Source organism: Streptococcus gallinaceus (assembly GCF_040545695.1).
GTDB lineage: Bacteria > Bacillota > Bacilli > Lactobacillales > Streptococcaceae > Streptococcus > Streptococcus gallinaceus.
Genome location: NZ_JBEPMK010000001.1, coordinates 1 through 22,802 on the forward strand (window position 1 = coordinate 1; position 22,802 = coordinate 22,802).

A 22,802-nucleotide genomic window follows, 5' to 3' on the forward strand; every position below is an offset into this window, starting at 1 on the left:
GATACACCTGTACCCATGCCGAACACAGCAGTTAAGCCCTAGAACGCCTGAAGTAGTTGGGGGTTGCCCCCTGTGAGATACGGTAGTCGCTTAGCTTTTATCCGCCATAGCTCAGTTGGTAGAGCGCATGACTGTTAATCATGATGTCACAGGTTCGAGCCCTGTTGGCGGAGTAACATGGTCCGTTGGTCAAGGGGTTAAGACACCGCCTTTTCACGGCGGTAACACGGGTTCGAATCCCGTACGGACTATAGTAGGAGGGTGCTCACTCTCTTTTTTTATTTTTCTTAATAAATATAAAAGACGAACAGGTAGACCTTGTTCGTCTTTTATATATTAAATGAGAGATAATTCATCTGGGAGAGTAATAGTTTCTTTTCCGTTTTTATCAATGACAAGTACTGTACGAGGATAAAATGGATCATAGGGAATATTAAGATCAACAGCTATAGAATTTTGGTAGGCTTCTTGGGAAAAGGTTACTTGAATGTTTCCTTTATTATTTTTTAGTGTGAAGCGAATAATTTTCTTGAGTGGGATAACTGTCTTTAGGTAGTTGTCAATAATATACCAGAAGCTATCAATAACGTTTCCTGGTAAAGAGGTAACGATGCCAAAACTGGCATATCGACCGCGTGTATTTGTAAAAGCCATAGCGACTCCTTTTATTTTTGTAAGAAAAAAGCCTGATATTCAGGTTTTTCTTTGTGAGCAACTTTAACGATTTCGTAGTTCTAAATAGCGCTTGTACCAAATATTAACATAGGCTTGAGAGAAGGGCCCTTTTTCTTGATTAATCCAATCAACTAGTATTTTGACATGTTCTTTTAGAATAAAATCAAGATCAGCTGAGTAGTTCATCATTTTTCGATGACGTTCATATTCATCAACATCTAAGAGTCTCTTTTCCCCGTCTGCAAATACTTTGACGTCTAAGTCGTAGTCAATGTATTTCAGTGCTTCATTATCTAATAAATAGGGACTGGCTAGGTTACAATAGTAAGAAACGCCGTTTTCGCGAATCATTGCGATGATGTTAAACCAGTATTTTTTATGAAAATAGACAATGGCAGGTTCGCGAGTAACCCAACGTCTGCCGTCATTTTCAGTGACAACTGTGTGATTGTTGACACCGATAATGGCATTTTCTGTTGTTTTTAGTACCATGGTATCGCGCCAGGTGCGGTGCAATTCACCATTATGTTTATAACTTTGAATTGTAATAAAGTCGCCTTCTTTTGGTAATTTCACGTAGATACCAACTTTCTTAATTACAATTTATCTGAAATATTATACCATAGTTTTCTGTAAATTGGTAGACTAGAGGTAGTCTCGAAGGGCAGATTTTATGTCATCAAAGGAAAATCTTTTGCGAGCGAGCGCTTGGGTGAGTCGTTGTTTGAGCTCGTAACCTTCGTATTTTCGGGCATATTTTGGGAACTGCTTGTCTAATTCTTTGTAGATGAGTTGAGATTCTAATTCCTGGTCCTTTTCAATTTCAAGCGTTTGTAAAGCGAGTTTGGCGTCAGCGCTAGAAAATCCTTTGCTAGTTAATTGTTGAAGAACTTTTGTCTTGAGTGCTTGTAGGGGGAGCTTATTTTCGTATTTTCGGTTGATTTTTTCTGCGACTCTGCAAGCAATTTCAATGAAATCTGCTTCGGATAAGGCAACGGCAACATGTTGTTTTTTAATTCCCTTTTGTGCTAGTTTTTGTGCAAGAACAAAAGGACCTTTATCGCCTGTGAATTGATTAGATTGGATAACGCGACGGGCGTATTCTTGGTCGTCAATCCACTTTTCTTCTTCGAGATGTCCTAGGATTTTTGGAATAGAATCAGCATCAATTTCATATTTTAGGAGATAGTCATGGACTTCTTTTCGCGTTCGTTGCTTGAAAGAAAGGTAGTAGAGAGCTAGATTTTTTCCATAGGAAAACTGGGCAAATTCTTTGATTTCTTGATAGTCTTGCTCGGAGATTTCCTTGTCCTTGCTGAGCATAAAGCGAACAATGGTATCTTCTGTGATGTAACATATGTCAGAAGAGTCGACTTCAAGGAAATAGAGCTGCTTTTTCTTTTCGATTTTAGTGATTTTCATATCTAACATTATAGCAAAAATGGTAAAATAGAGTTATGAATTTAGCAGTGAAACAACGAATTCCGTTAAAGATTAAGCGGATGGGTATCAATGGTGAAGGGATTGGCTTTTATAAAAAAACGCTAGTCTTTGTGCCTGGTGCTTTAAAAGGTGAGGAAGTTTTTTGTCAGGTAACAGCGGTAAAACGGAATTTTGTAGAGGCGCGATTGCTTTCGGTCAATAAAAAATCAAGATTTCGTGTGGAGCCGGCTTGTGCTATCTATGAAGCATGTGGTGGCTGTCAGCTCATGCATTTGCGTTATGATCAGCAGTTGGAGTACAAGGATGATGTCATTCGTCAGGCTTTGAAGAAATTTAAACCAGCGGGTTATGAGCAGTTTGAAATTCGGCATACTATGGGAATGGAGCAGCCGCAATATTATCGTGCAAAATTGCAATTTCAGACTCGTTCGTTTGGTGGTTCTGTCAAGGCTGGTTTGTTTGCAGCAGGGAGTCATCATTTGGTTGATATTCAGGATTGTTTGGTTCAAGATAGTCAGACGCAGAAAATTATCAATCGAGTTGTGAATTTACTGGATAAGTACAAGGTTCCGATTTACAATGAGCGTAAGATTGCGGGCGTGCGGACGGTTATGGTGCGTAAGGCACAGGCAACTGAGGAAGTGCAGTTGATTTTTGTGACTAGCCGAGATTTGCGCTTAACGCCTCTTATTCAAGACTTGGTTGCTGAGTTTCCTCAGATTAAAACGGTAGCTGTCAACTACAATCGTAGTAAGTCGAGTGAGATTTATGGGGATGAGACTGAGATTTTGTGGGGAAGGGATGCCATTACTGAGGAAGTTCTAAATTACCAATTTTCACTTTCGCCACGTGCTTTTTACCAGCTCAATCCACAGCAGACTCAAGTGCTCTACAGTCAAGCGGTTGAGGCTTTGGATGTGGAAGAATCGGACCATTTGATTGATGCCTATTGTGGTGTCGGGACGATTGGATTTGCCTTTGCAGATAAGGTAGCCAGTGTGCGGGGGATGGATGTTGTTCCAGAAGCGATTGCGGACGCTAAGCGAAATGCAGCTGCTATGGGATTTGACAATACTCATTATGAGGCAGGAAAGGCAGAAGAAATCATTCCTAAGTGGTACAAGGAGGGTTATCGAGCGGATGCCTTGGTTGTGGACCCGCCACGGACGGGCTTAGACGATAAATTGTTAGCGACGATTTTGCAATATCAACCAGCTAAAATGGTCTATGTGTCCTGTAACACGTCCACGCTTGCAAGAGACTTAGTGGCACTTGCTAAGGTCTATGATGTCAAGTACATCCAATCAGTTGACATGTTTCCACATACAGCAAGAACCGAGGCTGTCGTGAAACTACAACGGAAAAGATAGCAGGGCATTTAGAAATATGAAATGGAAAAGAAATTAAAATTAACGAGTCTGACAGGAATTATTTTTGGAATGGCATCAGTCGGGCTTTATTTCCTGTTTCTCAAAATCAACAAATCGTTGAAGATGTAGTAAGTCATGCAGATATAGCGCTTATTTCAACAATTTTGCTGGTGATTATTGCTCCTATGTACGAAGAGTTTGTATTGCGAGCCTTGATTATGGCTTGGCTGGAAAAATATCAGTCCTTGTATATGGATGTTCTTGTGTCCGCAAGTTTGTTCGCGTTACTGCATATATCGGAAAAACAAAACGAATCGGTTATCCAAATGTCTTGCATTTTCTACTGAATTTGCTTGATTGGTTTGTATTGACGTTTGTCATGAAATGATTTAATAGCCAGATAAGGAAAATTACACAGAAAAAGAAAACCCTTTCATTTTATTAAAAAATATGCTAGACTAGTCTAGACTGGAAGCTTGACTCAGGTCGGGCTTTTTGATTTCGGAGGAAATGTGATGATTACAGTTGCAGATTTTGGAAGCGAAGGGGCACAATTGTATCGTTTGACCAATAAAAATGGGATGGTGCTTACAGTCTCTAATTTTGGTGCGAGAATAGTTGATATTCTAGTTCCCCTTGATGGCGAGGGACTGCGCCCGGTCAGTTTGTCGGCGGGTTCGGTACAGGAATATCTGGAGCAGGATTTTTACGTGGGTTCCAGTGTGGTACCAGTAGCCGGTCGGATTTCAGGAGCCAAGACTTCTATCAAAGGTCAGGTTTATCATTTCACTGAAAATGAGCCGGGGCGAACCTTGCATAGCGGTGTGGATACGGCTAATCGGGATTATTGGCAGGTGCAGGTAGATGATGAAGCCAATCGGGTGATGTTTACCTATCTTCTGCCAGATGGGAAAAATGGTTTTCCGGGGAATGTGGAGGTTGAGGCCAGCTTTCAATTAACGGAAGAAAACGAAGTTATTGTTTCTTATCGTGCTCAGTCAGATAAGGACACGATTTTCAATCCGACAAGTCATGTGTATTTTAATTTATCCGGGGACTTTGAGCAAGATGTGTCTCAACATCATTTGACCATTGCTGCGGAGAAATACATTCCGCTGGCAGATAATTTGCCGACAGGAGAGATTGCAAGTGTCGAGGGGACGACTTTTGATTTCCGAAATGGAGCTTTATTGGGGCAAGGATTGTCAGGACAGTCTGAGCAAAATCGATTAGCAGGCGGTTATGACCATCCGTGGCTGTTATCGGAAACTGCCAAGGAGCCTGTGAAGGTAGTCAGTCCTGATGAGCGGGTACGTTTGACTATGAAAACCAATCAGCCGGCGGTTATTGTTTATACCTATAATCACGGTCCAACGGGGCTGTGTCGCCATCATGGTGCCTTTAGTTTGGAGTGTCAGGGCTTGCCAGATGCTTGCAATATTGAAGGATTTGGGTCTATTTTGTTAGAGAAGGGGGATAGTTTCTTGAGTGAGACTCGTTACCGCTTTGATTGGAAATAAATTTGAACCTGGGATAGCTTTCTCAGGTTCTTTCTTATTTGGGACCAAAATTGGAGAGATAGAAGTCCTCTTTTCTCATGAAGAATCCCCATTTTTAGCGGAAATATGCTATAATGTTAGAATGAAAAGCAATGCTAATGATATGAATACAATTGATTTCAGCATCCCTGTGGCCCAAGTGGTGGACAATCATCCAGAGGTTCTCGATATTTTAGTGGATCTTGGTTTTAAGCCGCTTGCAAATCCACTTATGCGTAACACGGTTGGAAAGAAAGTGTCGATCCGACAAGGTGCAGGTCTGCAAGGTATCGATCTAGAGAAAATTCGTCAGACGCTGGAATACAATGGTTATGAGGTAGTAGGTTAATAGTATGACAGACGAACGCATTCATATTTTACGAGATATTTTGCTAGAGCTGCACAATGGTGCTAGTCCTGAGTCCGTTCAAGAACGTTTCGACGCTACTTTTGCAGGAGTTTCGGCTATTGAGATTTCGCTCATGGAGCATGAATTGATGAATTCGGATGCAGGGGTTACCTTTGAGGATGTCATGGAGCTCTGCGATGTTCATGCCAATTTGTTCAAAAATGCGGTTCAGGGAGTGGAAGTGGCGGATACGGATCATCCTGGCCATCCTGTTCGTATTTTTAAGGATGAGAATCTAGCTTTGCGAGCTGCCTTAATTCGTGTCAGACGTTTGCTTGAGACCTATCAGACAGCAGATGAAGACATTCGGAATGACTTGATGAAAGGCTTGCAGCGTCAACTGGGCTTGGTTGGGCAGTTTGAGCGACATTATCAGCGGAAGGAAGAATTATTTTTCCCTATCATGGAAAGCTATGGTCACGATTCACCGCCCAAAGTCATGTGGGGAGTGGATGACCAGATTCGGGACTTGTTTACGGTTGCTTTGAAAAAGGCGGAGCAATTGCCGGATGATTCGATTGAGGAAGTGACGGCTGCTTTTGAGGCCTTTGCTGTTGAGTTTGAGAGCATGATTTTCAAGGAAGAATCGATTTTATTGATGATTCTTATGGAAGCTTTCACTCAGGATGATTGGTTGAAAATTGCTGCAGAAAGTGATGCTTTTGGCTATGCCATTATCCGTCCGTCTGAAAAATGGATTCCTAGTAGAGAGCAGTTTGAACAAGCTACCGAACCTCAGGCCGAGGAAGTGGCGGAACAAGCCAACCAGCAAATCATCGATACTCCCCAAGGGCAGTTTACCATTACCTTTACTCCAAAGGAATCAGAGGCGGTAGACCGAACAAGCCCGCAGTCTTTTGGAAATGGGTATTTGTCGGTTGAGCAGGCTAATCTCATTCTTAATCATCTGCCTATGGAAATCACTTTTGTCAATAAGGAAGATATTTTCCAGTATTATAGTGATAGTGTACCAAGCGATGAGATGATTTTTAAGCGCGTGCCGAGTCAAGTTGGGCGCAATGTAGAACTTTGTCATCCGCCAAAATTATTGCCTAAGGTCAAGAAGATTTTTGCAGCTTTGCGGTCGGGAGAAAAGGATCAGTTTGTCATGTGGTTCAAATCAGAATCGCGTGGTCAATTCGTTCACGTGACCTATGTGGCTGTACGGGACAAAGATGGGGAATTCCAAGGCGTACTTGAGTATGTTCAAGATATCGCTCCTTATCGCGAGATTGATACAGATTTTTATAGGGAGACAGATTAGTGAGTTACGAAGCAGAATTTTTAAAAGAATTTGAAGCGTGGATCAACACCCAGGTCATGATTAATGAAATGGCCATGGCTGAGAGTCGTCGTGTTTTAGAAGAGGACAAGGACGAGCGTGCAGCGGATGCTTATATCCGTTATGAAAGCAAGCTGGATGCCTATCAATTCATCCAAGGGAAATTCGAAAATTACAAGGCTGGAAAAGATTTCCATGCCCTGCCAGATGGTTTATTTGGACAAAAACATTATTAAGAAAATAGAGAAATAGTTAGGAAATAAGGAGATTTTTAAAAATGGCTAAGAAGAAAGTAGATCGTAAAAAACAATTGAAACGTGAACTTGCAGCTTTGCGTAAGGCTGGTCGTGCATTTGCAGATGCAGCAGTGGAAAAGGCTGTTGAAGTGAAAGATACAGTTGTTGAAAACGTTCAAGAATCTGTAGAGACAGTCAAAGAGCAGGTTGCAGAAGTTGTTGAAGCTGGTAAAAAGTCAGCTGGTGACTTTGAAGAATTTGCTAAAGAGTTGGAAGGCGTAGCAGCAGCTCGTTTGGAAACTTTTTATGATGAAGGAATCCAATCCGTCAAAGATTTTTCAAAATGGACTGAAAAAGAGTTGTTGGCTCTTAAAGGTATCGGTCCTGCAACCATTAAACAGTTGAAAGAATTGGGCATTAAGTTTAAAGACTAACCTCGTTCTGGTTGCTTTGCTGGTGGAAATCTGTTAGAATAAATACATTCAGAGGTATTTTGAGCACAATCTCTCACAGAAAGCGGTGGGGCTGAGAAATCCGCAGAGGTTGCAAAAGAGTTGCTGATGGTTGATTTAGAAAATGAAGTTGCGGGTGCAAGCCCGAAATTGGGTGGTACCGCGGAGCAATTCGTCCCTATCGTTGTGATGGGGGCTTTTTTGTATGTTGCATCATGTGGAATATTACGTCTCTTCTTTGGCTAAAAGCAGGGCTTTTTATGAAATGTTTTTGCTAGAGTTGGGCTATGAGGTTTATCAAGAGTGGGAACAAGGGGTTAGCTATCGGTATGATGATTATTACCTGGTGCTGGTCCAAGTAAGAGAGAAATATGCTCAGGAACCCTATCATCGCTGTCATGTCGGTTTAAATCATCTGGCATTTCGTATAGCGACGTCTGATAAATGGGAGGAGCTACGGAACAAACTATCCAATCAAGATGTGACTTTTCTCTATGAAGACCGTTTCCCCTATGCAGCCGGTAGTGCTTATCAAGCCTACTTTTGTGGAAGACCCAGATCGGTTGAAGATAGAATTCGTTTTAGGAGGTAGTCTATGAGGGAATTTAAAAGACTAGAAACCAAACATTTGACCTTGCGTCCAGTGGCCTTATCGGATGCAGAAGCCATGTATGACTATGGGCATCGTCCTGAAGTGGCCCGCCTAGCAGGTTTTCCGGTCAATCAGTCTATCGATGAGTGCCGAGAGTTCATCCAGATGGATTTGGCTAAAAAAGGAGAGGTGACCAGACAGCGCATCTATGCCATTTGCCTCAAAGGGCAGGACCGCTTGATGGGGACTGTGAACTTTGCTAAGGAAATCAAATCTGACATTCTGGAAATTGGCTACGTCCTTCATCCTGACTTGTGGGGGCAAGGTCTGATGCCAGAGGCGGTGGCAGCCTTGGTTGACTTCGGTTTTCAAGAATTGGGCTTGCGCAAGATTGAGATTGCAGTCTATGACCATAATGCGCAGAGCCGGCGCGTGGCAGAAAAGCTGGGTTTTCAATTGGAAGCAAGCCTGCGTAAGCGTAAGAAAATTGATGATATCTATTGTGACAAATTGATTTTTGGACTCTTGAAGGAAGAATGGGAGAAAAACGATGAAAGCAAGATTTGACCTTGATCAGCTGATTTGGACACGTGAGCCAAAAGCATTCACTATCGCAGAGGACAAGATTACCATCACAACAGCTCCTCAGACGGACCTTTGGCAACGGACCTATTACCATTTTCAAAATGACAATGCGCCAGTTTTGCAGCTGACGACAGGCGAGGAATACTTTTCCTTTGAGGTCAAGACCAGTTTTGCTAGCCAGCACCGCTTTGACCAGTGCGGTGTGGTCATGTACTTGGATAGTGAGAATTGGCTCAAGGCGTCTATTGAATATGAAACGGAAGACTTCCAACACCTAGGCTCTGTGGCGACCAATCGCGGCTACTCTGACTGGGTAACGACTGAAATTCCAGCGGACATCAAAGAAATGTGGTATAGGCTCAGCCGTCGTGGCAAGGATTTTCGTCTTGATTGCTCCATTGACGGTGTGACCTTTAAGCAGATGCGCATCTGTCATATGGACAAGGCTGACAAGGAAGTATCCTTTGGCATCTATGCTTGTAGCCCCGAAGAATCTAGTTTTGTTGCAACCTTTACGGATTTTGAACTGACCGACTGCCAGTGGTAGGCACATGATGGGCAACAGCCGGAATGAAGGAGATTAGATGAAACAAGATTTTGAAACAGCAAAATTATACTATGGTTTTCCAGTGATCGTTTTAGGTTATAAGGACGAGACGTTAGGTTATAATATTACGACCAGCTCATCTTCCTATACACTTGGAGATATGATGGTGATTGGTCTTTACACACCTAATAATGCAACAGCTCAAATCAAAATATTCAAAGAGTTTACGGTTCATGTTCCACATATAGAGGTCATGGCGGAGGTTGAACAAGCTGGATTTGTCAGTCATCGAGATAAATTGAACATGACTGAATTGCCTTACCAAATAAGTCCTAGAATTGATGCGCCAATTCTAGAGAATTGCCCGCTGGTCATGGAATGCATGGTAGACTCTATTTCTGAATTTGATAACTATACCAATTTTACTGCCCGTATCGTTGGACGTCAAATCGATGAGCAGTTACTAGATGAAAAAGGTTATCTAAAACATGAAGCACTTAATCCCTTGCTTTATATGGGAGATGGTAAGGCGCGTGTTTATCGTTACCTAGATAATCAGACGACACCACTGGGACAATTTATGAAGGACAAAAAAAGAAGATCAAGAAAAATATAAAGGAGTAAACACATGAAAGAACTTTCACCAAAATACAATCCAGCCGAGGTTGAGGCTGGACATTACCAATCCTGGCTTGACCAAGATGTTTTCAAACCATCAGGCGACAAGAAGGCTAAGCCGTATTCCATCGTGATTCCACCGCCAAACGTAACTGGTAAACTTCACCTTGGCCACGCTTGGGACACGACTTTGCAGGATATTATCATCCGTCAAAAACGCATGCAGGGCTTTGATACCCTTTGGCTTCCAGGGATGGACCATGCAGGGATTGCGACACAGGCTAAGGTTGAGGAGCGTCTGCGTGAGCAAGGCATTTCTCGCTATGACCTTGGTCGTGAGAAATTCCTCGATAAGGTTTGGGAGTGGAAAGATGAGTACGCGACTACTATCAAGGAGCAGTGGGGCAAGATGGGACTTTCTCTTGACTACTCACGTGAGCGTTTCACGCTAGATGAGGGTTTGTCTAAGGCTGTTCGCAAGGTATTTGTTGACCTTTACAAAAAAGGATGGATTTACCGCGGTGAGTTTATCATCAACTGGGACCCAGCGGCTCGTACGGCTTTGTCTGATATCGAGGTTATCCACAAGGACGTGGAAGGTGCCTTTTACCATATGAATTACATGTTGGAAGATGGCTCGCGCGCTCTGGAAGTCGCTACCACTCGTCCAGAGACCATGTTTGGGGATGTGGCTGTCGCTGTCAATCCAGAAGACCCTCGCTACAAGGACTTGATTGGTCAAAACGTTATCTTGCCAATCATCAACAAGGCTATTCCAATCGTGGCTGACGAGCATGCGGATCCTGAATTTGGGACAGGTGTGGTAAAAATTACCCCAGCTCACGACCCGAATGACTTTGCCGTAGGTCAACGCCACAATCTGCCACAAGTCAATGTCATGAACGATGATGGTACCATGAATGAGCTTGCTGGTGACTTTTCAGGCATGGACCGCTTTGACGCTCGTAAGGCTGTCGTGGCTAAACTTGAAGAGTTAGGTGCATTGGTCAAAATTGAAGAACGTGTCCACTCAGTTGGTCACTCAGAGCGTACAGGTGTTGTGGTTGAGCCGCGCTTGTCAACTCAATGGTTCGTTAAGATGGACCAGTTGGCCAAGAACGCCATTGCCAACCAAGACACGGAAGACAAGGTTGAGTTCTACCCGCCACGTTTCAACGATACCTTCCTTTCATGGATGGAAAACGTACACGACTGGGTGATCTCACGTCAGCTTTGGTGGGGCCACCAAATCCCAGCTTGGTACAATGAAGCGGGCGACATGTATGTTGGCGAGGAAGCACCAGAAGGTGACGGCTGGACTCAGGACGCTGACGTGCTTGACACATGGTTTAGCTCTGCCCTTTGGCCATTCTCAACCATGGGCTGGCCTGACACGGATGCTGAAGACTTTAAGCGTTACTTCCCAACATCAACTTTGGTTACGGGTTATGACATCATCTTCTTCTGGGTGTCACGCATGATCTTCCAATCCCTTGAATTTACAGGGCGCAAGCCATTTTCAAACGTTCTGATCCACGGACTCATTCGTGACGAAGAAGGTCGTAAGATGTCGAAATCCCTTGGAAACGGGATTGACCCGATGGATGTCATTGAAAAATATGGTGCAGACAGTTTGCGTTGGTTCTTGTCTAACGGCTCTGCCCCAGGACAGGATGTCCGTTTCTCATATGAAAAAATGGATGCGTCGTGGAACTTTATTAACAAAATCTGGAACATTTCTCGCTATATCCTCATGAACAATGAAGGCCTCAGCCTTGATCAAGCGACAACGACGGTTGAAGCTGTCGCGGCGGGTACTGCTGGTAATGTGACGGATAAATGGATTCTCCACAACCTCAACGAAACTATTGCCAAGGTTACTGAAAACTTTGACAAGTTCGAGTTTGGTGTGGCAGGTCATATCCTCTACAACTTCATCTGGGAAGAATTTGCCAACTGGTATGTGGAGCTGACTAAGGAAGTCCTCTACAGCGACAACGAGGAAGAAAAAGTCATCACGCGCTCTGTCCTCCTCTACACCTTGGACCAGATTCTCCGCCTTCTCCATCCGATCATGCCTTTCGTGACGGAGGAAATTTACGGCCAGTACAGCCAAGGCTCTATCGTGACAGCTGCCTATCCTATGGTTAATAAGGCTTTTGAAAATGAAGCTGCGCACCGCGGTGTGGAAAGCCTTAAAGACCTGATTCGCTCTGTCCGCAACGCCCGTGTCGAGGTTAACGTCGCACCAAGCAAGCCAATTACTATCCTCATCAAGACAGCTGACCAAGCGCTTGAAGACTTCTTCAAAGCCAACAGCAACTACATCAATCGCTTCACTAACCCAGAACACCTTGAGATTTCAAGTGACTTGGCAACACCAGAACTGGCCATGTCAAGCGTCATCACAGGAGCCGAAATCTTCTTGCCGCTGGCAGACCTCTTGAATGTCGAAGAAGAACTTGCTCGACTCAACAAAGAACTTGCTAAATGGCAGAAAGAACTGGCCATGGTAGGCAAAAAACTCAGCAACGAACGCTTCGTAGCCAATGCCAAACCAGAAGTCGTTGAAAAAGAACGCGACAAACAAACCGACTACCAAATTAAGTATGAGGCTACTGTTGAGCGTATCAAAGAGATGGAGAAGTTGGGTAAGTAATAATATAAAATATTATGAAAACGTTAGCAAAAGCTAACGTTTTTTTGATATAATAACATCAAAATAATCTATTAAAAAGGGAACAATTTGATTATGTATAAACGAGAAAATTATCAATTTAAATTAAATGTTCAACCTCATATTTTAAATAAATATCGTGATAAAGTTGGAGAATTGAAATCACAAATTATTCCTAATGCTATTTTTAATGCCTACAATGACTTGTTTTCAAATCCAGTGATGGAAAAAAACAAATTAAGCCTTGTTATTTTCCAAGACTATAAAGAAATTGAGGATTCTGAAGAATATATAAAGCTTAAAAAAATCACTGATGAAATTACTGTAGAATATAAAGAAATTACTGCAGAATATAAGAAAGGCAATGGTATACATTATAGTCTAGAGTTTTTAGTGAAATTGGAGGAAGCAATAAACGATAGAAAAATACTCTTATCAAAATTTCTTGTTTTAAACCAAGCTAATTCCAGATATACTAGTAGTCAAGCTTACGAAGAAATTGAGCGATTGTATGATTTTAATATAGATTCGGAAATTGGGAAAGGATTAGATCATATAAGGAGAGTTAGAAAAATTATATTGTACCTAGAAGAGCAAATTGAAAATGGTACAGAGGAAATTAGGGTAGACTATTCATTCGAAGACGAAATACTTACTATAAAAAATGTAACAATTGATGAGGCACTAGCTTCATTTAAAAAAGTGGAAACTCAAGTAAATGATTCAAAGAGTGATTTAGGGTATATAAAAATTAATCCAGTTTATGAAAAAGCTGCACTAAATACTACCGAGAGTATGAGATCTATTGAAATAATCACAACTTATCCTAATGGAGATACTGATGATGAACTAGATTTATTACTTGAGTTACCTAGAGTTACTGACTCAAAAGAATCTAGAACAACTTTTATAGCTTCGGATTCAGTGGATAATAAAACCTTTTTAGAAAATACACAGAGACTTTCTGTTAAACCAAGTCAAAAAGGGTATTTAGTAGATATAAGAAGTAACGGAAGTACAATTATTAATTTTTCAAATTCAATTATAAAACATGAGTGAGAGTGAAATGAATCAAATTTAAAAAAATCCAATCAAAATTATTTATCTGGCAAGGAATAAATTACTTCCATTCAGTGTATGGATTTTATATTTTGTTTTGATAATATTAATGCTGATATTAACATTTGTTGTTCCTAACAAGATACTAATGGTTAATTATCAAATTCTTGATACACACCAGTTTATTGTAGTTTCAATTTCTGCACTGGCTTTTATATTATCTATGTACATGTTTGGTAGAGAAGTGTATACTATTGAAGATTTTGCAAGATTATACGTTGGTAATCCTAATGTATACTATGGCTATTTAGCTGATTATTTGTTTCCAGCGTTACTTTGGTGCTTAGTTATAACGCTTTCTATAACCAAAATCGTTATTATAGTGTCTATTTCTCAGTGGTTACTAGAATTATTGAGGGTATGCTTTTTATCAATTGTAATTTTAGCTTTTCTATCTACTATAACATTGGTCATTCATAATATGAATAGGGTATCAAATAAAGTAGTGGTTGAAAGTAAAAAGTCAGAAATTCAATGAGTAGCAAGTTATACCAGACGCTAAGCATTTTCATGACACTCATACAGATTTCTTCGGTAAGGCCATTGATACTTTTGATGAAAAGAATAAGCGAAAATCGGCTTTGGACAAAGACAATCGAGTATTTACTTTGAAGTTCCTTGCATCCGGTGATGAGATTGAAGCGTATATTAATCAAGAAAATGGAAAAGCGATACAATCAACTCATAAATAAGGTATTTTAGGTGAGTGGCTTTTAAGAGGAGTTTTTCAACTCCGAGAAAGAGAAGCGCTAACCTATGAAAAGTTAGTTGATCTAAATACTAACGCTATTCGTTTAACCAAGTTTAAGAACTCATCAATCATTGGAATTGAATTCATCTGGATTGATATCAATAATCCTCCCAAAGACGCTATTGGTTGGATAGCTAAAGGCTCTTAACTCAGAACACACAGTCCTAACTGTGTGTGTTTTCTTATCAAATTCAAGTTTTTGCATGTGGGTGTCTATGTTTTTGTGGCGAGGGATGGCGTAAAATGGAGGTATCTTAAGAGAGGAGTTGATGAGGAGATGGATTTTGTGTTTGTTGGGTCAGTGTTTCTGGCTGGCTTGGTGTCGTTTTTCTCGCCTTGTATTTTTCCGGTCTTGCCGGTTTATCTGGGCTTGTTGTTAGATGTGGGTGAGAGGCGAGTGTTTCGGATAGGGAGGTGGACGTTTAATTGGTATGGTGCCGCAAAGACCTTGGTCTTTATTCTAGGTCTGTCGACGATATTTGTCCTCTTGGGCTATGGTGCAGGTGCGCTGGGTCAGGTTCTCTATGCAGACTGGTTTAGAATTCTGCTGGGGCTAATCGTGATTGCGCTGGGGCTTCATCAGATGGGTGTCCTAACCTTTAGGCGCTTGGAGTTGCAAAAGTCGCTAATTTATCAGCATAAGAAAGAGCGCAATGCCTTTCTCAGTGCTTACTTATTGGGCTTGACCTTTAGCTTTGGCTGGACGCCTTGTGTGGGACCGGTTCTGAGCTCGGTTCTAGCTATTGCGGCGACAGGATCAAAAGGAGCACTACAAGGTGGGCTCTTGATGCTGGTTTACACGCTAGGTTTGGGAATTCCTTTTATTCTCTTATCTCTGGCACAGGATATGGTCTTGAAGCAGTTTAATCGCTTGAAGCCACATATTGGATTATTGAAAAAAGTGGGCGGAGCCTTGATTATCGTGATGGGACTGATTTTGATGTTTGGTCAATTAAACAGTCTCGCTAGTTTATTGCATTAGGAAATGACAAATGGAGGTCTTAAAATGAAAAAAATGATTCGCTTGACAACAGGATTGGTCTGCGCAGCCATGCTTTGCGCCTGCTCAAATGGAGCTGGAAATAACATGAAAGAAGACAAGATGTCAGACAAAACGTCGATGTCATCTAGCATGTCAAAGGATAAGATGTCCGATAAGATGGACAAATCGGATAAGAAAATGTCATCTGATAAGATGAAAAAATCAGATAACATGAAGCAGTCTGATAAGATGATGAACTCATCTGACAAGATAGACTCAGATATGAAATCTTCAGATAAGATGTCAGATGACAAGATGACTAAAGAATCCGATATGATGTCTCATCAAGCCGCGCCTGATTTCACCTTGAAGGACTTGGATGGTAAAACGCACCGTTTGTCTGACTACAAGGGCAAGAAGGTTTACTTGAAATTCTGGGCATCATGGTGTTCTATCTGCTTGTCAACCTTGTCTGATACCAAGGAATTAGCTCAGCAAAAAGATACAGATTTTGTGGTATTGACCGTCGTGTCTCCAACTAAAAATGGTGAAAAAAGCGAAGCTGATTTCAAAAAATGGTTTAAGGGAACGGACTTTAAAGGTTTGCCAGTCTTGGTGGACAATAGCGGTAAATTGCTAGAAGATTATGGCGTACGCTCTTATCCAACAGCTGCCTTTATTGACAGCGAGGGCAATCTTGCCAAAACTCAGGTTGGTTTTATGGAAAAAGAGGCGATTGAGCAAACCTTGAAAGAGCTCAAGTAAGGAGGAGAAATCATGGAAGGACGCTTTAAACTAGTAGGTATCTTGCTTCTGGGTATGGTCTTGCTTGGTGGTGTCTTTTATCTAGTGGCAGGAAAAAGTGCGATGACTTCAGCCCAGCGCACTCCTAAGGAGCAGATGAGCAAGCCTTTTATGAAGGACAATGACCGGAAAATGGAGAAGAAAATGGGCAAGGTAAACAAGAAAGACATCTATCTAGCAGGCGGCTGCTTTTGGGGTGTGGAAGCTTATTTTGAGAAAGTCCCCGGTGTCTTAAATGCTGAATCCGGCTATGCCAACGGCAAGGATGAGACGACCAATTATCACTTGATTTCGCAGACGGGACACGCCGAAACGGTTCATGTGACCTACGATGCCAATCAAGTTAGCTTGAAAGAGATTTTGCTGCATTACTTTAGAATCATTGACCCTACCAGCGTCAACAAGCAGGGCAATGACCGCGGTAGTCAATACCGTACCGGCGTCTATTACACCGATGCGTCAGACAAGGAGACCATTGAGCAGGTCTTTAAGGAAAAATCCGCTGACTTTGAAAAGCCTATCGTGGTAGAAAAAGCCAAGCTTGCCAACTGGGTGTTGGCAGAAGATTACCATCAAGATTACTTGAAAAAGAATCCGAACGGCTACTGCCATATCAATCTCAGTCAGGCTACTTACCCTGTTATCGATAAGGGCAAGTACCCAAAACCGTCTCAGGAAGAGATTACAAAGATGCTTTCAGCAGATGAGTACAAGGTCACTCAAGAAAATCAAACAGAAAAAGCCTTCTCAAATCGTTACTGGGATCAATTTAAACCAGGGATTTACGTCGATGTCGTCACAGGTGAGCCGCTCTTTTCTTCCAAAGATAAATTTGAGTCGGGCTGTGGTTGGCCAAGTTTTAGTCGCCCGATTAGTCCTGATGTCGTGTCTTACAAGAAAGATACCAGCTTTAATATGGAACGAACAGAAGTCAGAAGTCGTAGCGGCAACTCTCATCTTGGGCATGTCTTTACAGATGGCCCAGCTGACAAAGGAGGCTTGCGCTACTGTATCAATAGCCTGTCTATCCGTTTCATTCCAAAGGACCAGATGGCTGAAAAAGGCTATGATTATCTCTTAAATGAAGTGGACTAAGCAGAAGTGGTGATTGTTTGCTATAATAAGAGAAGGAATCACCAAGGAGAATCGTGTGTATCGTTTACTAATCGTTGAAGACGAGTACCTTGTGAGACAAGGTATTCGTTCTTTGGTCTCTTTTGAGCAATTCGGTATTGGTCAGATTGACGAGGCTGAAAACGGCCAAGAGGCTTGGCACTTATATCAAAAAGAGGATTATGATATTGTCCTAACGGACATCAATATGCCCAAGTTAAACGGCATTCAACTGGCGCAGCTCATCAAAGAAAAAGCTCCTGCCACACGCTTGATTTTTTTGACGGGCTATGACGACTTTAACTACGCCCTGTCTGCCTTGAAATTGGGGGCAGATGACTACCTTTTGAAGCCTTTTTCCGTTGAGGATGTAGAAGGCATTCTGGCTAAGGTTAAAAAGCAGCTAGATGAGCTGAAAAAGCAAAAAAAGCTGCAAGTCTTGACACAAAACAAGGAAGTGACGGCTATTGAGGCACGGATTCAAGAAAGTCTGGGGGATCCTGGCTTGTCTTTGAAAGGCCTCGCACATGAATTTGGTTTTAGCAGCAATTATCTAAGTGTGCTCTTGAAAAAAGAATTGGGACTGCCCTTTCAAGATTATTTGATTCAGGAGCGGATGAAAAAGGCGAAGATTTTACTGTTAACGACGGATCTGAAGATTTATGAAATAGCAGAGCAGGTTGGCTTTGAAGACATGAATTACTTTTCGTCACGCTTTAAGCAGATTGTGGGGAAGACCCCGAGACAGTTTAAAAAGGAGGAGAGTTGATGAAAAAAATGCCCTTGTTGGTTCAATTGATGCTTTCCTTTAGCCTGGTTGTGCTATGCTTGGTGACGAGTTTAGGGATGGCTTATTATCAGTCGAGCGAAAAGACCATTCGGCAGCTGATTGAAGATGAGACTCGTCAGAGTATTCAGCAGAGTGCCAAGTCCATTGACCGCTACATGGAGCAGTTAAAGACTACCAGCTCTGCCCTTTCCCAAAATCCAATAGTCCTATCCTTTGCCTCTGATAGCAAGAAGCAAGCTGACGCTGATGTCACGAAGTTACTGGAGACCGTTTTGGCTACCAATAAGGACTTGCTCCAAGCTGTACTCGTGACTAAAGATGGACGGCTCCTCAGCACCAATCCGTCGCTCAGCATGAAAACATCGTCTGATATGATGGCAGAAAATTGGTACCAAAAAGCCATTGACCAAAAGGCCATGCCCGTCCTCACACCGGCACGCCAACTGGCCGATCAAAAAGACAAGTGGGTGGTGTCTGTAACTCAGGAAGTCGTGGACAGCAATGGGAACAATCTAGGTGTTTTGCGCCTGGACTTGGGCTATGATACCATCACGAGTTCCCTAAATGGGGTCAAGCTAGGACAAAAAGGCTTTGCATTTATCGTCAATAATCAGCATGAATTTGTCTACCATCCCATGAGCTCAGTCTATTCTTCTAAGGAAGAAATGGCTGCGCTGACGCCTTATTTGGCACAGAAAAACGGCTATGTGGCCTCTGAAAATCGTTTTGTCTATCAAAAGCTTCTGCCAACAAGCCAGTGGACGATTGTGGGAGTGGCTTCTCTTGAGCGCTTGCATCAGTTGCAATCACAGACGTTTTGGTCACTTTTTGGCTTTGGCGCTGCGGTGACGGTCATTTGCGTGTTGGGAATTATGCTGATGTTGCGTTTGTGGATTCGGCCTATTCGTGAGTTGCAGGTGGTAATAGAAGATATCAAACAAGGCAATTACCAGCTTCGTGCCCGGGAAGTGGGCTCCAAGGAACTGGTGGACTTGGCCCAGCAATTTAATGCCATGTTGGACGAGAATGACCGCTTGATGCAAGCTGTTGCGGAAAATGAACAGGCAATCGGTCGCTATCGCCTAGAAGCGCTAGCTAGTCAAATCAATCCGCATTTTCTCTACAATACCTTGGATACGATTGTCTGGATGGCGTCATTTAACGATAGCAAGCGCGTGGTGAGTTTGACCAAATCGCTAGCCCAGTATTTTAGACTGGCTCTGAATCAAGGCAATGAATGGATTTCCCTTGCGAATGAATTAGAACATGTCAGACACTATCTCTTTATCCAGAAGGAACGTTACGGCGACAAGCTCAGTTATGAGATTCAGCCCTTGGCTAGCTATCAGGACCTGTTGATTCCCAAACTTATCTTGCAGCCCCTTGTTGAGAATGCTATTTACCACGGCATCAAGGAAGTGGATAGACCTGGTAAAATCAAGGTATCTGTCTTGGAAAATGATGAGGAACTCATCCTATCTGTCTGGGATAATGGCTCAGGATATAAAGAGCAAAAGCAAAGTCAGGCGCAATTAGAACGCGGCGGTGTAGGCCTAGCCAATATCGACCAGCGTCTACAGTTGCAATACGGAGAGGCCTATCAGATGACCATTGATAGTCAAGCTGATGCCTACACGGATATTCGCTTGCATATTCGTAAAAATGCTCTAGTAGCGGCTGCTTCGGAAAACTAAACTCTAAGACACAGCAAACCACCCCTATCATAGAATAGGAGTGGTTTTATCGTGTTCTTCTCTTGACAAGTCATAGTAGGTCTGATAAGATTACAGGGTAAAATACTTAACTGATTAACTATATAACTAAATAAAATGTTATTTAGTTATATAGTTAATCAGTTAAGTAGAAAGGTATATTTTATGAAACATGTATCCTATCGCAAGCTCAGTCTCCTCACTGTAGAAACTCTTTCTGGATTAGCAGTATATATGGCTGGTCCCAATGCTGCATTGGCGGAGGAAGCAGCACCACGCGTGGCATCGATTGGCCAAGAGTTTAATTTTGTGGCAACCATTTTGGACAAGGATGACCATGCCTTGGCAGGTAAAGAAGTCGTCGTGAGTGATGTGACTGATGGTGTAGCAAAAGTTGTGGCCAGTGCAAAAACAGGAGCAAATGGTCAAGCAACGTTTAGCAATCTCCCTCTATCTCGTAGTCTCAGTGTCTCTGTTGATGGTGTTGTCAAAGGTTACACTGTTCGGACAGATGTAGCCGGCTCCACTCAGACAGGAAGTTTTAAGGCTGATGGTGTCGGTACAGCAGCACCGTCTTACAGCAAACAGTCTATCATTCTGACCATCCGTGACCAAGAGGGTGAAGTCTATTCAGGTCAGTCGGTTAGTCTCAAAACCAAAGAAGGCAAAGAAGTTGGAAAAGGGATTTCAGACGCTTCTGGTAAGGTTGTTTTTGCTGACAAGTTAGTGGATGGAACATTCTATGATGTATTTGTCAATGGTGTGCAGAAAGACCCTATTTTACCAGAGCAAAGCCGGTCTCTATTGATTGAAAGACTTGCTTCCGCAATTCCATCCCCAGCGCCAAAAGAAGCAGACGCCACACCTGTCAAAGGAAGTTTTAGCTTTACAGCAACGGTGTTAGACAAGGACCAACGTGTCATTCCAGGGAAAGAAGTTCGGTTGTATGACATCACTGACGGAAAGTCAGTTGAACTGGCTGTTCAAAAAACGGATGACAAGGGCCAAGTTCGTTTTGACAATTTGCCATTATCTCGCAATATCAGTGTAAATGTAGATGGCAAACCGCAGGGCTACACTGTTCGTACTGACCAAGATAAGAGTCAAAAAGCGGCTGCCTTTTATGTGGAAGGAAAAGGAACACAAAAAGTTACATTTTCAGCTGGAAAGGCCATTATCAAAGTGGTCAATGAAGAATCAGAAGCCTTGGCTGGTCAAGAAGTCGTCTTGAAAAACAAGTTAGGCCTAGAAGTGGCAAAGGGTGTGACCGATAAAACAGGTCATGTAACCTTTGAAAATAGCCTGCTTGACGGAACCATCTATACTGCAGTGGTGAATGGTGTCGAGATGACAAAACCTGTCACAACAGGCTCTTCAACTACTTTCTTCCTAGCGGGTGACCAAATTAAGAAGGAAGAACCAAAAGCAAAACAAGACAAAACTGACTCGGCTTACAAGGAAGACAAACCATCCAAAGAGTCAAAATCTGCAGAAACTTCATCGATGGCAGCCGACAAAAAAAGTGAGCACGACTACAGTAACGTCTCCAAAAGCAGTTACTGGAAAAGGGAAAGCAGCTAAAGCCTTGCCACATACAGGTGAACGCTCAACAGTATTCCTCAGCTTTATCGGACTCATCCTATCTACTACTCTCATCTTGTTTGGTCTCGGTAAAAAGATGAAAAAAGATTAGTGCTATATTTGTAATAAAAGGGTAATTGTGTGAAAAAGACTGGATCAACTCATCCAGTCTTTTCTCCTGCCCCAACTTTTCAGATTTTGGTCGTCGTCGGTTTTTTATCTGAGAATCTGTGTTATACTTATATATAAGTATAACAAGGTGGATATGTGATGGAAAAAAGGCTGTATTTACTAGCAGCGGTTGTTCTTCTATTGACGGGAGCGACCATGGCGAGTATTTCGTATCTCGAGGAGCACGAAGTGGCTTTAGTACCCAAGTCGGTTTCTAAGAAAGAGGATAATCGGCAGAAAATTCTTGTGAAAAATGATGAAAGTAGCAGTAACAGTGAGGCGGTTACGGTAGACGGAAAAAACATCCAGATTACTGCGGGTGGGGAATTTTATATTTCTGGAAAAGGAAAGGGAGTGACTATTCAAGTCGGAGATCAGGTGACGGAGGATGTCACTCTGGTCTTGGATAGTCTTGAAATAGCTTCGATTTCCATGAAGTCTAAAGGGACAAATATCATTCATCTGGCAAAAGGTTCGAAGAATACCTTGTCTGAAGCAGAGACAGGGATTTCTGCAACCAATGTGACCATCACAGGTGCGGGTAGTCTCACCATGACAGCTATTTCTAAGTACGGGATTTTTGCCACAGAAGATTTAGTGGTGGAAGACGGGAAAATAGCGATTGAGTCGCAAGGTTCTGGACTGGCAACCCTACACGATAAGGACCCTGAGCAAGCCAATCTCACCATCAACGGTGGCGAAATGAACCTTTCGACTAATTCTGACAAGGGAAATGCAGGTCTCGTGGCAGGAAATCAGCTCATTATCAATCACGGGAATCTTTCGGTGACTAACTCCTATGAAGGCTATGTTGGCAAACATGTGACAATCAATGGTGGAGTGAGTAAAATCGTTTCTGCAGATGATGGAATTGTTTCCAAAGATCCTTTTTATGAAGAAGGTGCTGTGTCGGATGTTGATATCGTTATGAATGGTGGCGAAGTAAGTATTCTAGCTGCGGGTGACGCCTTGGATTCCAATGGGTCTTTGACAGTGAATGGTGGTCAATTTGCTCTTGAAACGAGCTCTCAATTTGAGGGAAGTTTGGATGTCGAAGGACAGAGTCAATTAGCAGGTGGCACTCTTTGGGGGCTGGGCTCTTTGATTGGTGCAGAAGTCTTTCATCTGGCTAGTCAACCCTTTTTAGCAGATGAGTTTTATGTGGCTAAGGGAGACCGTCTAGAGGTGAGAGATGCAGCTGGTAATGTAGTAGGAACCTACACTAGTAACGTTGGAGCCTCTCACATTCTCTTCAGTTCAGCTGACCTGAAGCTGGGAGAAATGTACACTGTGACAACATCAGCAGGTCAAAGTGTCCAATTAACGGCTATGACACAAGCATATTAGAGGCGACG

The 22,802-nt window shown here is 42.5% G+C and carries 26 protein-coding genes, 2 tRNA genes, 1 rRNA gene and 1 pseudogene; 27 read left to right on the plus strand and 3 right to left on the minus strand.

Going from position 1 to position 22,802, the window contains the following annotated elements; genetic code table 11:
* From rrf to ABID27_RS00015, 3 genes are all read left to right on the plus strand, one after another.
* Positions 1 to 95 (plus strand): 5S ribosomal RNA (gene rrf, locus ABID27_RS00005); the annotation flags it as partial.
* 5 nt (positions 96 to 100) lie between these two features.
* Positions 101 to 173: transfer RNA gene (locus ABID27_RS00010), tRNA-Asn, on the plus strand.
* Between the two features lie 6 nt (positions 174 to 179).
* A tRNA-Glu gene (locus ABID27_RS00015) sits at positions 180 to 251 on the plus strand.
* An 85-nt stretch (positions 252 to 336) separates the two neighbouring features.
* Here the strand turns inward: ABID27_RS00015 and ABID27_RS00020 are convergent.
* The 3 genes from ABID27_RS00020 to recX all read right to left on the minus strand — a co-directional run bounded on the left by ABID27_RS00020 (position 337) and on the right by recX (position 2,097).
* Positions 337 to 654: a DUF960 domain-containing protein gene (locus ABID27_RS00020; protein WP_354279383.1), complete on the minus strand. Its 318-nt coding sequence runs from the start codon at positions 652 to 654 to the stop codon at positions 337 to 339.
* Positions 655 to 717: 63 nt separating this feature from the next.
* On the minus strand, positions 718 to 1,251 hold the full coding sequence (gene ntdP, locus ABID27_RS00025; protein ID WP_354279385.1) for a nucleoside tri-diphosphate phosphatase: 534 nt from the start codon (positions 1,249 to 1,251) through the stop codon (positions 718 to 720).
* A gap of 69 nt (positions 1,252 to 1,320) precedes the next feature.
* Positions 1,321 to 2,097, minus strand: coding sequence for a recombination regulator RecX (recX, locus tag ABID27_RS00030; RefSeq protein WP_354279387.1), 777 nt, complete (start codon positions 2,095 to 2,097; stop codon positions 1,321 to 1,323).
* 35 nt (positions 2,098 to 2,132) lie between these two features.
* Between recX and rlmD the strand changes: the two genes are divergently transcribed.
* From rlmD to ABID27_RS00150, 24 genes and pseudogenes are all read left to right on the plus strand, one after another.
* The gene (rlmD, locus tag ABID27_RS00035) at positions 2,133 to 3,488 is read left to right on the plus strand and encodes a 23S rRNA (uracil(1939)-C(5))-methyltransferase RlmD (RefSeq protein WP_253365857.1); all 1,356 of its coding nucleotides are present in this window, start codon (positions 2,133 to 2,135) and stop codon (positions 3,486 to 3,488) included.
* 161 nt (positions 3,489 to 3,649) lie between these two features.
* Positions 3,650 to 3,835, plus strand: a complete 186-nt coding sequence (locus ABID27_RS00040) for a CPBP family intramembrane glutamic endopeptidase (RefSeq protein WP_354279924.1) — start codon at positions 3,650 to 3,652, stop codon at positions 3,833 to 3,835.
* 168 nt (positions 3,836 to 4,003) lie between these two features.
* On the plus strand, positions 4,004 to 5,008 hold the full coding sequence (locus ABID27_RS00045; protein ID WP_354279389.1) for an aldose epimerase family protein: 1,005 nt from the start codon (positions 4,004 to 4,006) through the stop codon (positions 5,006 to 5,008).
* 142 nt (positions 5,009 to 5,150) lie between these two features.
* Positions 5,151 to 5,375 (plus strand): DUF1858 domain-containing protein, encoded by a 225-nt coding sequence (locus ABID27_RS00050; RefSeq protein ID WP_253366011.1) that lies wholly within the window; start codon positions 5,151 to 5,153, stop codon positions 5,373 to 5,375.
* A 4-nt stretch (positions 5,376 to 5,379) separates the two neighbouring features.
* Complete coding sequence (locus ABID27_RS00055; protein WP_354279391.1) at positions 5,380 to 6,699, plus strand: DUF438 domain-containing protein; 1,320 nt, start codon at positions 5,380 to 5,382, stop codon at positions 6,697 to 6,699.
* Positions 6,699 to 6,953 carry a DUF1912 family protein gene (locus tag ABID27_RS00060; protein ID WP_253365863.1) on the plus strand — a complete coding sequence of 85 codons (255 nt, stop codon included), beginning with the start codon at positions 6,699 to 6,701 and terminating at the stop codon, positions 6,951 to 6,953. Before ABID27_RS00055 ends, ABID27_RS00060 begins: the two co-directional genes overlap by 1 nt.
* Positions 6,954 to 6,994: 41 nt before the next feature.
* Positions 6,995 to 7,387 (plus strand): helix-hairpin-helix domain-containing protein, encoded by a 393-nt coding sequence (locus ABID27_RS00065; protein WP_354279393.1) that lies wholly within the window; start codon positions 6,995 to 6,997, stop codon positions 7,385 to 7,387.
* A gap of 126 nt (positions 7,388 to 7,513) precedes the next feature.
* A complete protein-coding gene (locus ABID27_RS00070; protein ID WP_354279395.1) occupies positions 7,514 to 7,651 on the plus strand; it encodes a hypothetical protein in 138 nt (45 codons plus the stop codon).
* A complete protein-coding gene (locus tag ABID27_RS00075; protein WP_354279397.1) occupies positions 7,644 to 7,997 on the plus strand; it encodes a VOC family protein in 354 nt (117 codons plus the stop codon). Before ABID27_RS00070 ends, ABID27_RS00075 begins: the two co-directional genes overlap by 8 nt.
* Positions 7,998 to 8,000: 3 nt before the next feature.
* Entirely contained in the window at positions 8,001 to 8,564 is a 564-nt protein-coding gene (locus tag ABID27_RS00080) for a GNAT family N-acetyltransferase (protein ID WP_354279399.1), read from the plus strand.
* On the plus strand, positions 8,548 to 9,129 hold the full coding sequence (locus tag ABID27_RS00085) for a DUF1349 domain-containing protein (RefSeq protein ID WP_354279401.1): 582 nt from the start codon (positions 8,548 to 8,550) through the stop codon (positions 9,127 to 9,129). The genes ABID27_RS00080 and ABID27_RS00085 overlap by 17 nt, the downstream gene beginning before the upstream one ends.
* Before the next feature lie 37 nt (positions 9,130 to 9,166).
* The gene (locus ABID27_RS00090) at positions 9,167 to 9,745 is read left to right on the plus strand and encodes a flavin reductase family protein (protein WP_354279403.1); all 579 of its coding nucleotides are present in this window, start codon (positions 9,167 to 9,169) and stop codon (positions 9,743 to 9,745) included.
* A 12-nt stretch (positions 9,746 to 9,757) separates the two neighbouring features.
* The gene (locus ABID27_RS00095; RefSeq protein ID WP_354279405.1) at positions 9,758 to 12,406 is read left to right on the plus strand and encodes a valine--tRNA ligase; all 2,649 of its coding nucleotides are present in this window, start codon (positions 9,758 to 9,760) and stop codon (positions 12,404 to 12,406) included.
* A gap of 93 nt (positions 12,407 to 12,499) precedes the next feature.
* Positions 12,500 to 13,483, plus strand: a complete 984-nt coding sequence (locus tag ABID27_RS00100) for a hypothetical protein (RefSeq protein WP_354279407.1) — start codon at positions 12,500 to 12,502, stop codon at positions 13,481 to 13,483.
* A 148-nt stretch (positions 13,484 to 13,631) separates the two neighbouring features.
* Positions 13,632 to 14,021, plus strand: coding sequence for a hypothetical protein (locus ABID27_RS00105; RefSeq protein WP_354279409.1), 390 nt, complete (start codon positions 13,632 to 13,634; stop codon positions 14,019 to 14,021).
* Positions 14,022 to 14,031: 10 nt separating this feature from the next.
* Positions 14,032 to 14,442, plus strand: a pseudogene (locus tag ABID27_RS00110) (hypothetical protein); the annotation flags it as partial.
* Between the two features lie 129 nt (positions 14,443 to 14,571).
* Positions 14,572 to 15,276, plus strand: a complete 705-nt coding sequence (gene ccdA2 / locus ABID27_RS00115) for a thiol-disulfide oxidoreductase-associated membrane protein CcdA2 (RefSeq protein WP_253636130.1) — start codon at positions 14,572 to 14,574, stop codon at positions 15,274 to 15,276.
* Between the two features lie 24 nt (positions 15,277 to 15,300).
* On the plus strand, positions 15,301 to 16,041 hold the full coding sequence (locus ABID27_RS00120; protein WP_435533060.1) for a TlpA family protein disulfide reductase: 741 nt from the start codon (positions 15,301 to 15,303) through the stop codon (positions 16,039 to 16,041).
* Positions 16,042 to 16,191: 150 nt separating this feature from the next.
* Positions 16,192 to 17,175, plus strand: a complete 984-nt coding sequence (gene msrB / locus ABID27_RS00125) for a peptide-methionine (R)-S-oxide reductase MsrB (RefSeq protein ID WP_435533064.1) — start codon at positions 16,192 to 16,194, stop codon at positions 17,173 to 17,175.
* Positions 17,176 to 17,230: 55 nt separating this feature from the next.
* Positions 17,231 to 17,962 carry a response regulator transcription factor gene (locus tag ABID27_RS00130; RefSeq protein ID WP_253365896.1) on the plus strand — a complete coding sequence of 244 codons (732 nt, stop codon included), beginning with the start codon at positions 17,231 to 17,233 and terminating at the stop codon, positions 17,960 to 17,962.
* Entirely contained in the window at positions 17,962 to 19,677 is a 1,716-nt protein-coding gene (locus ABID27_RS00135) for a cache domain-containing sensor histidine kinase (RefSeq protein ID WP_354279413.1), read from the plus strand. The genes ABID27_RS00130 and ABID27_RS00135 overlap by 1 nt, the downstream gene beginning before the upstream one ends.
* A 183-nt stretch (positions 19,678 to 19,860) precedes the next feature.
* Positions 19,861 to 21,276 carry an MSCRAMM family protein gene (locus ABID27_RS00140; protein WP_354279415.1) on the plus strand — a complete coding sequence of 472 codons (1,416 nt, stop codon included), beginning with the start codon at positions 19,861 to 19,863 and terminating at the stop codon, positions 21,274 to 21,276.
* Positions 21,218 to 21,388: an LPXTG cell wall anchor domain-containing protein gene (locus tag ABID27_RS00145; RefSeq protein ID WP_354279417.1), complete on the plus strand. Its 171-nt coding sequence runs from the start codon at positions 21,218 to 21,220 to the stop codon at positions 21,386 to 21,388. Before ABID27_RS00140 ends, ABID27_RS00145 begins: the two co-directional genes overlap by 59 nt.
* A 158-nt stretch (positions 21,389 to 21,546) precedes the next feature.
* Positions 21,547 to 22,794, plus strand: coding sequence for a carbohydrate-binding domain-containing protein (locus ABID27_RS00150; protein ID WP_354279419.1), 1,248 nt, complete (start codon positions 21,547 to 21,549; stop codon positions 22,792 to 22,794).
* Positions 22,795 to 22,802 lie beyond the last annotated feature (8 nt).

What these genes read in the sequence shown, in the direction of transcription:
- ABID27_RS00105 (WP_354279409.1), top strand. Translation starts at nt 13,632, where the DNA reads ATGGTTAATTATCAAATTCTTGATACACACCAGTTTATTGTAGTTTCA.
- ABID27_RS00150 (WP_354279419.1), top strand. Translation starts at nt 21,547, where the DNA reads ATGGAAAAAAGGCTGTATTTACTAGCAGCGGTTGTTCTTCTATTGACG.
- ccdA2 (WP_253636130.1), top strand. Translation starts at nt 14,572, where the DNA reads ATGGATTTTGTGTTTGTTGGGTCAGTGTTTCTGGCTGGCTTGGTGTCG.
- ABID27_RS00090 (WP_354279403.1), top strand. Translation starts at nt 9,167, where the DNA reads ATGAAACAAGATTTTGAAACAGCAAAATTATACTATGGTTTTCCAGTG.
- recX (WP_354279387.1), bottom strand. Translation starts at nt 2,097, where the DNA reads ATGAAAATCACTAAAATCGAAAAGAAAAAGCAGCTCTATTTCCTTGAA.
- ABID27_RS00140 (WP_354279415.1), top strand. Translation starts at nt 19,861, where the DNA reads ATGAAACATGTATCCTATCGCAAGCTCAGTCTCCTCACTGTAGAAACT.
- ABID27_RS00120 (WP_435533060.1), top strand. Translation starts at nt 15,301, where the DNA reads ATGAAAAAAATGATTCGCTTGACAACAGGATTGGTCTGCGCAGCCATG.
- rlmD (WP_253365857.1), top strand. Translation starts at nt 2,133, where the DNA reads ATGAATTTAGCAGTGAAACAACGAATTCCGTTAAAGATTAAGCGGATG.
- ABID27_RS00070 (WP_354279395.1), top strand. Translation starts at nt 7,514, where the DNA reads ATGGTTGATTTAGAAAATGAAGTTGCGGGTGCAAGCCCGAAATTGGGT.
- ABID27_RS00020 (WP_354279383.1), bottom strand. Translation starts at nt 654, where the DNA reads ATGGCTTTTACAAATACACGCGGTCGATATGCCAGTTTTGGCATCGTT.
- ABID27_RS00135 (WP_354279413.1), top strand. Translation starts at nt 17,962, where the DNA reads ATGAAAAAAATGCCCTTGTTGGTTCAATTGATGCTTTCCTTTAGCCTG.
- ABID27_RS00050 (WP_253366011.1), top strand. Translation starts at nt 5,151, where the DNA reads ATGAATACAATTGATTTCAGCATCCCTGTGGCCCAAGTGGTGGACAAT.
- msrB (WP_435533064.1), top strand. Translation starts at nt 16,192, where the DNA reads ATGAAGGACAATGACCGGAAAATGGAGAAGAAAATGGGCAAGGTAAAC.
- ABID27_RS00100 (WP_354279407.1), top strand. Translation starts at nt 12,500, where the DNA reads ATGTATAAACGAGAAAATTATCAATTTAAATTAAATGTTCAACCTCAT.
- ABID27_RS00065 (WP_354279393.1), top strand. Translation starts at nt 6,995, where the DNA reads ATGGCTAAGAAGAAAGTAGATCGTAAAAAACAATTGAAACGTGAACTT.
- ABID27_RS00045 (WP_354279389.1), top strand. Translation starts at nt 4,004, where the DNA reads ATGATTACAGTTGCAGATTTTGGAAGCGAAGGGGCACAATTGTATCGT.
- ABID27_RS00055 (WP_354279391.1), top strand. Translation starts at nt 5,380, where the DNA reads ATGACAGACGAACGCATTCATATTTTACGAGATATTTTGCTAGAGCTG.
- ABID27_RS00085 (WP_354279401.1), top strand. Translation starts at nt 8,548, where the DNA reads ATGAAAGCAAGATTTGACCTTGATCAGCTGATTTGGACACGTGAGCCA.
- ABID27_RS00080 (WP_354279399.1), top strand. Translation starts at nt 8,001, where the DNA reads ATGAGGGAATTTAAAAGACTAGAAACCAAACATTTGACCTTGCGTCCA.
- ABID27_RS00095 (WP_354279405.1), top strand. Translation starts at nt 9,758, where the DNA reads ATGAAAGAACTTTCACCAAAATACAATCCAGCCGAGGTTGAGGCTGGA.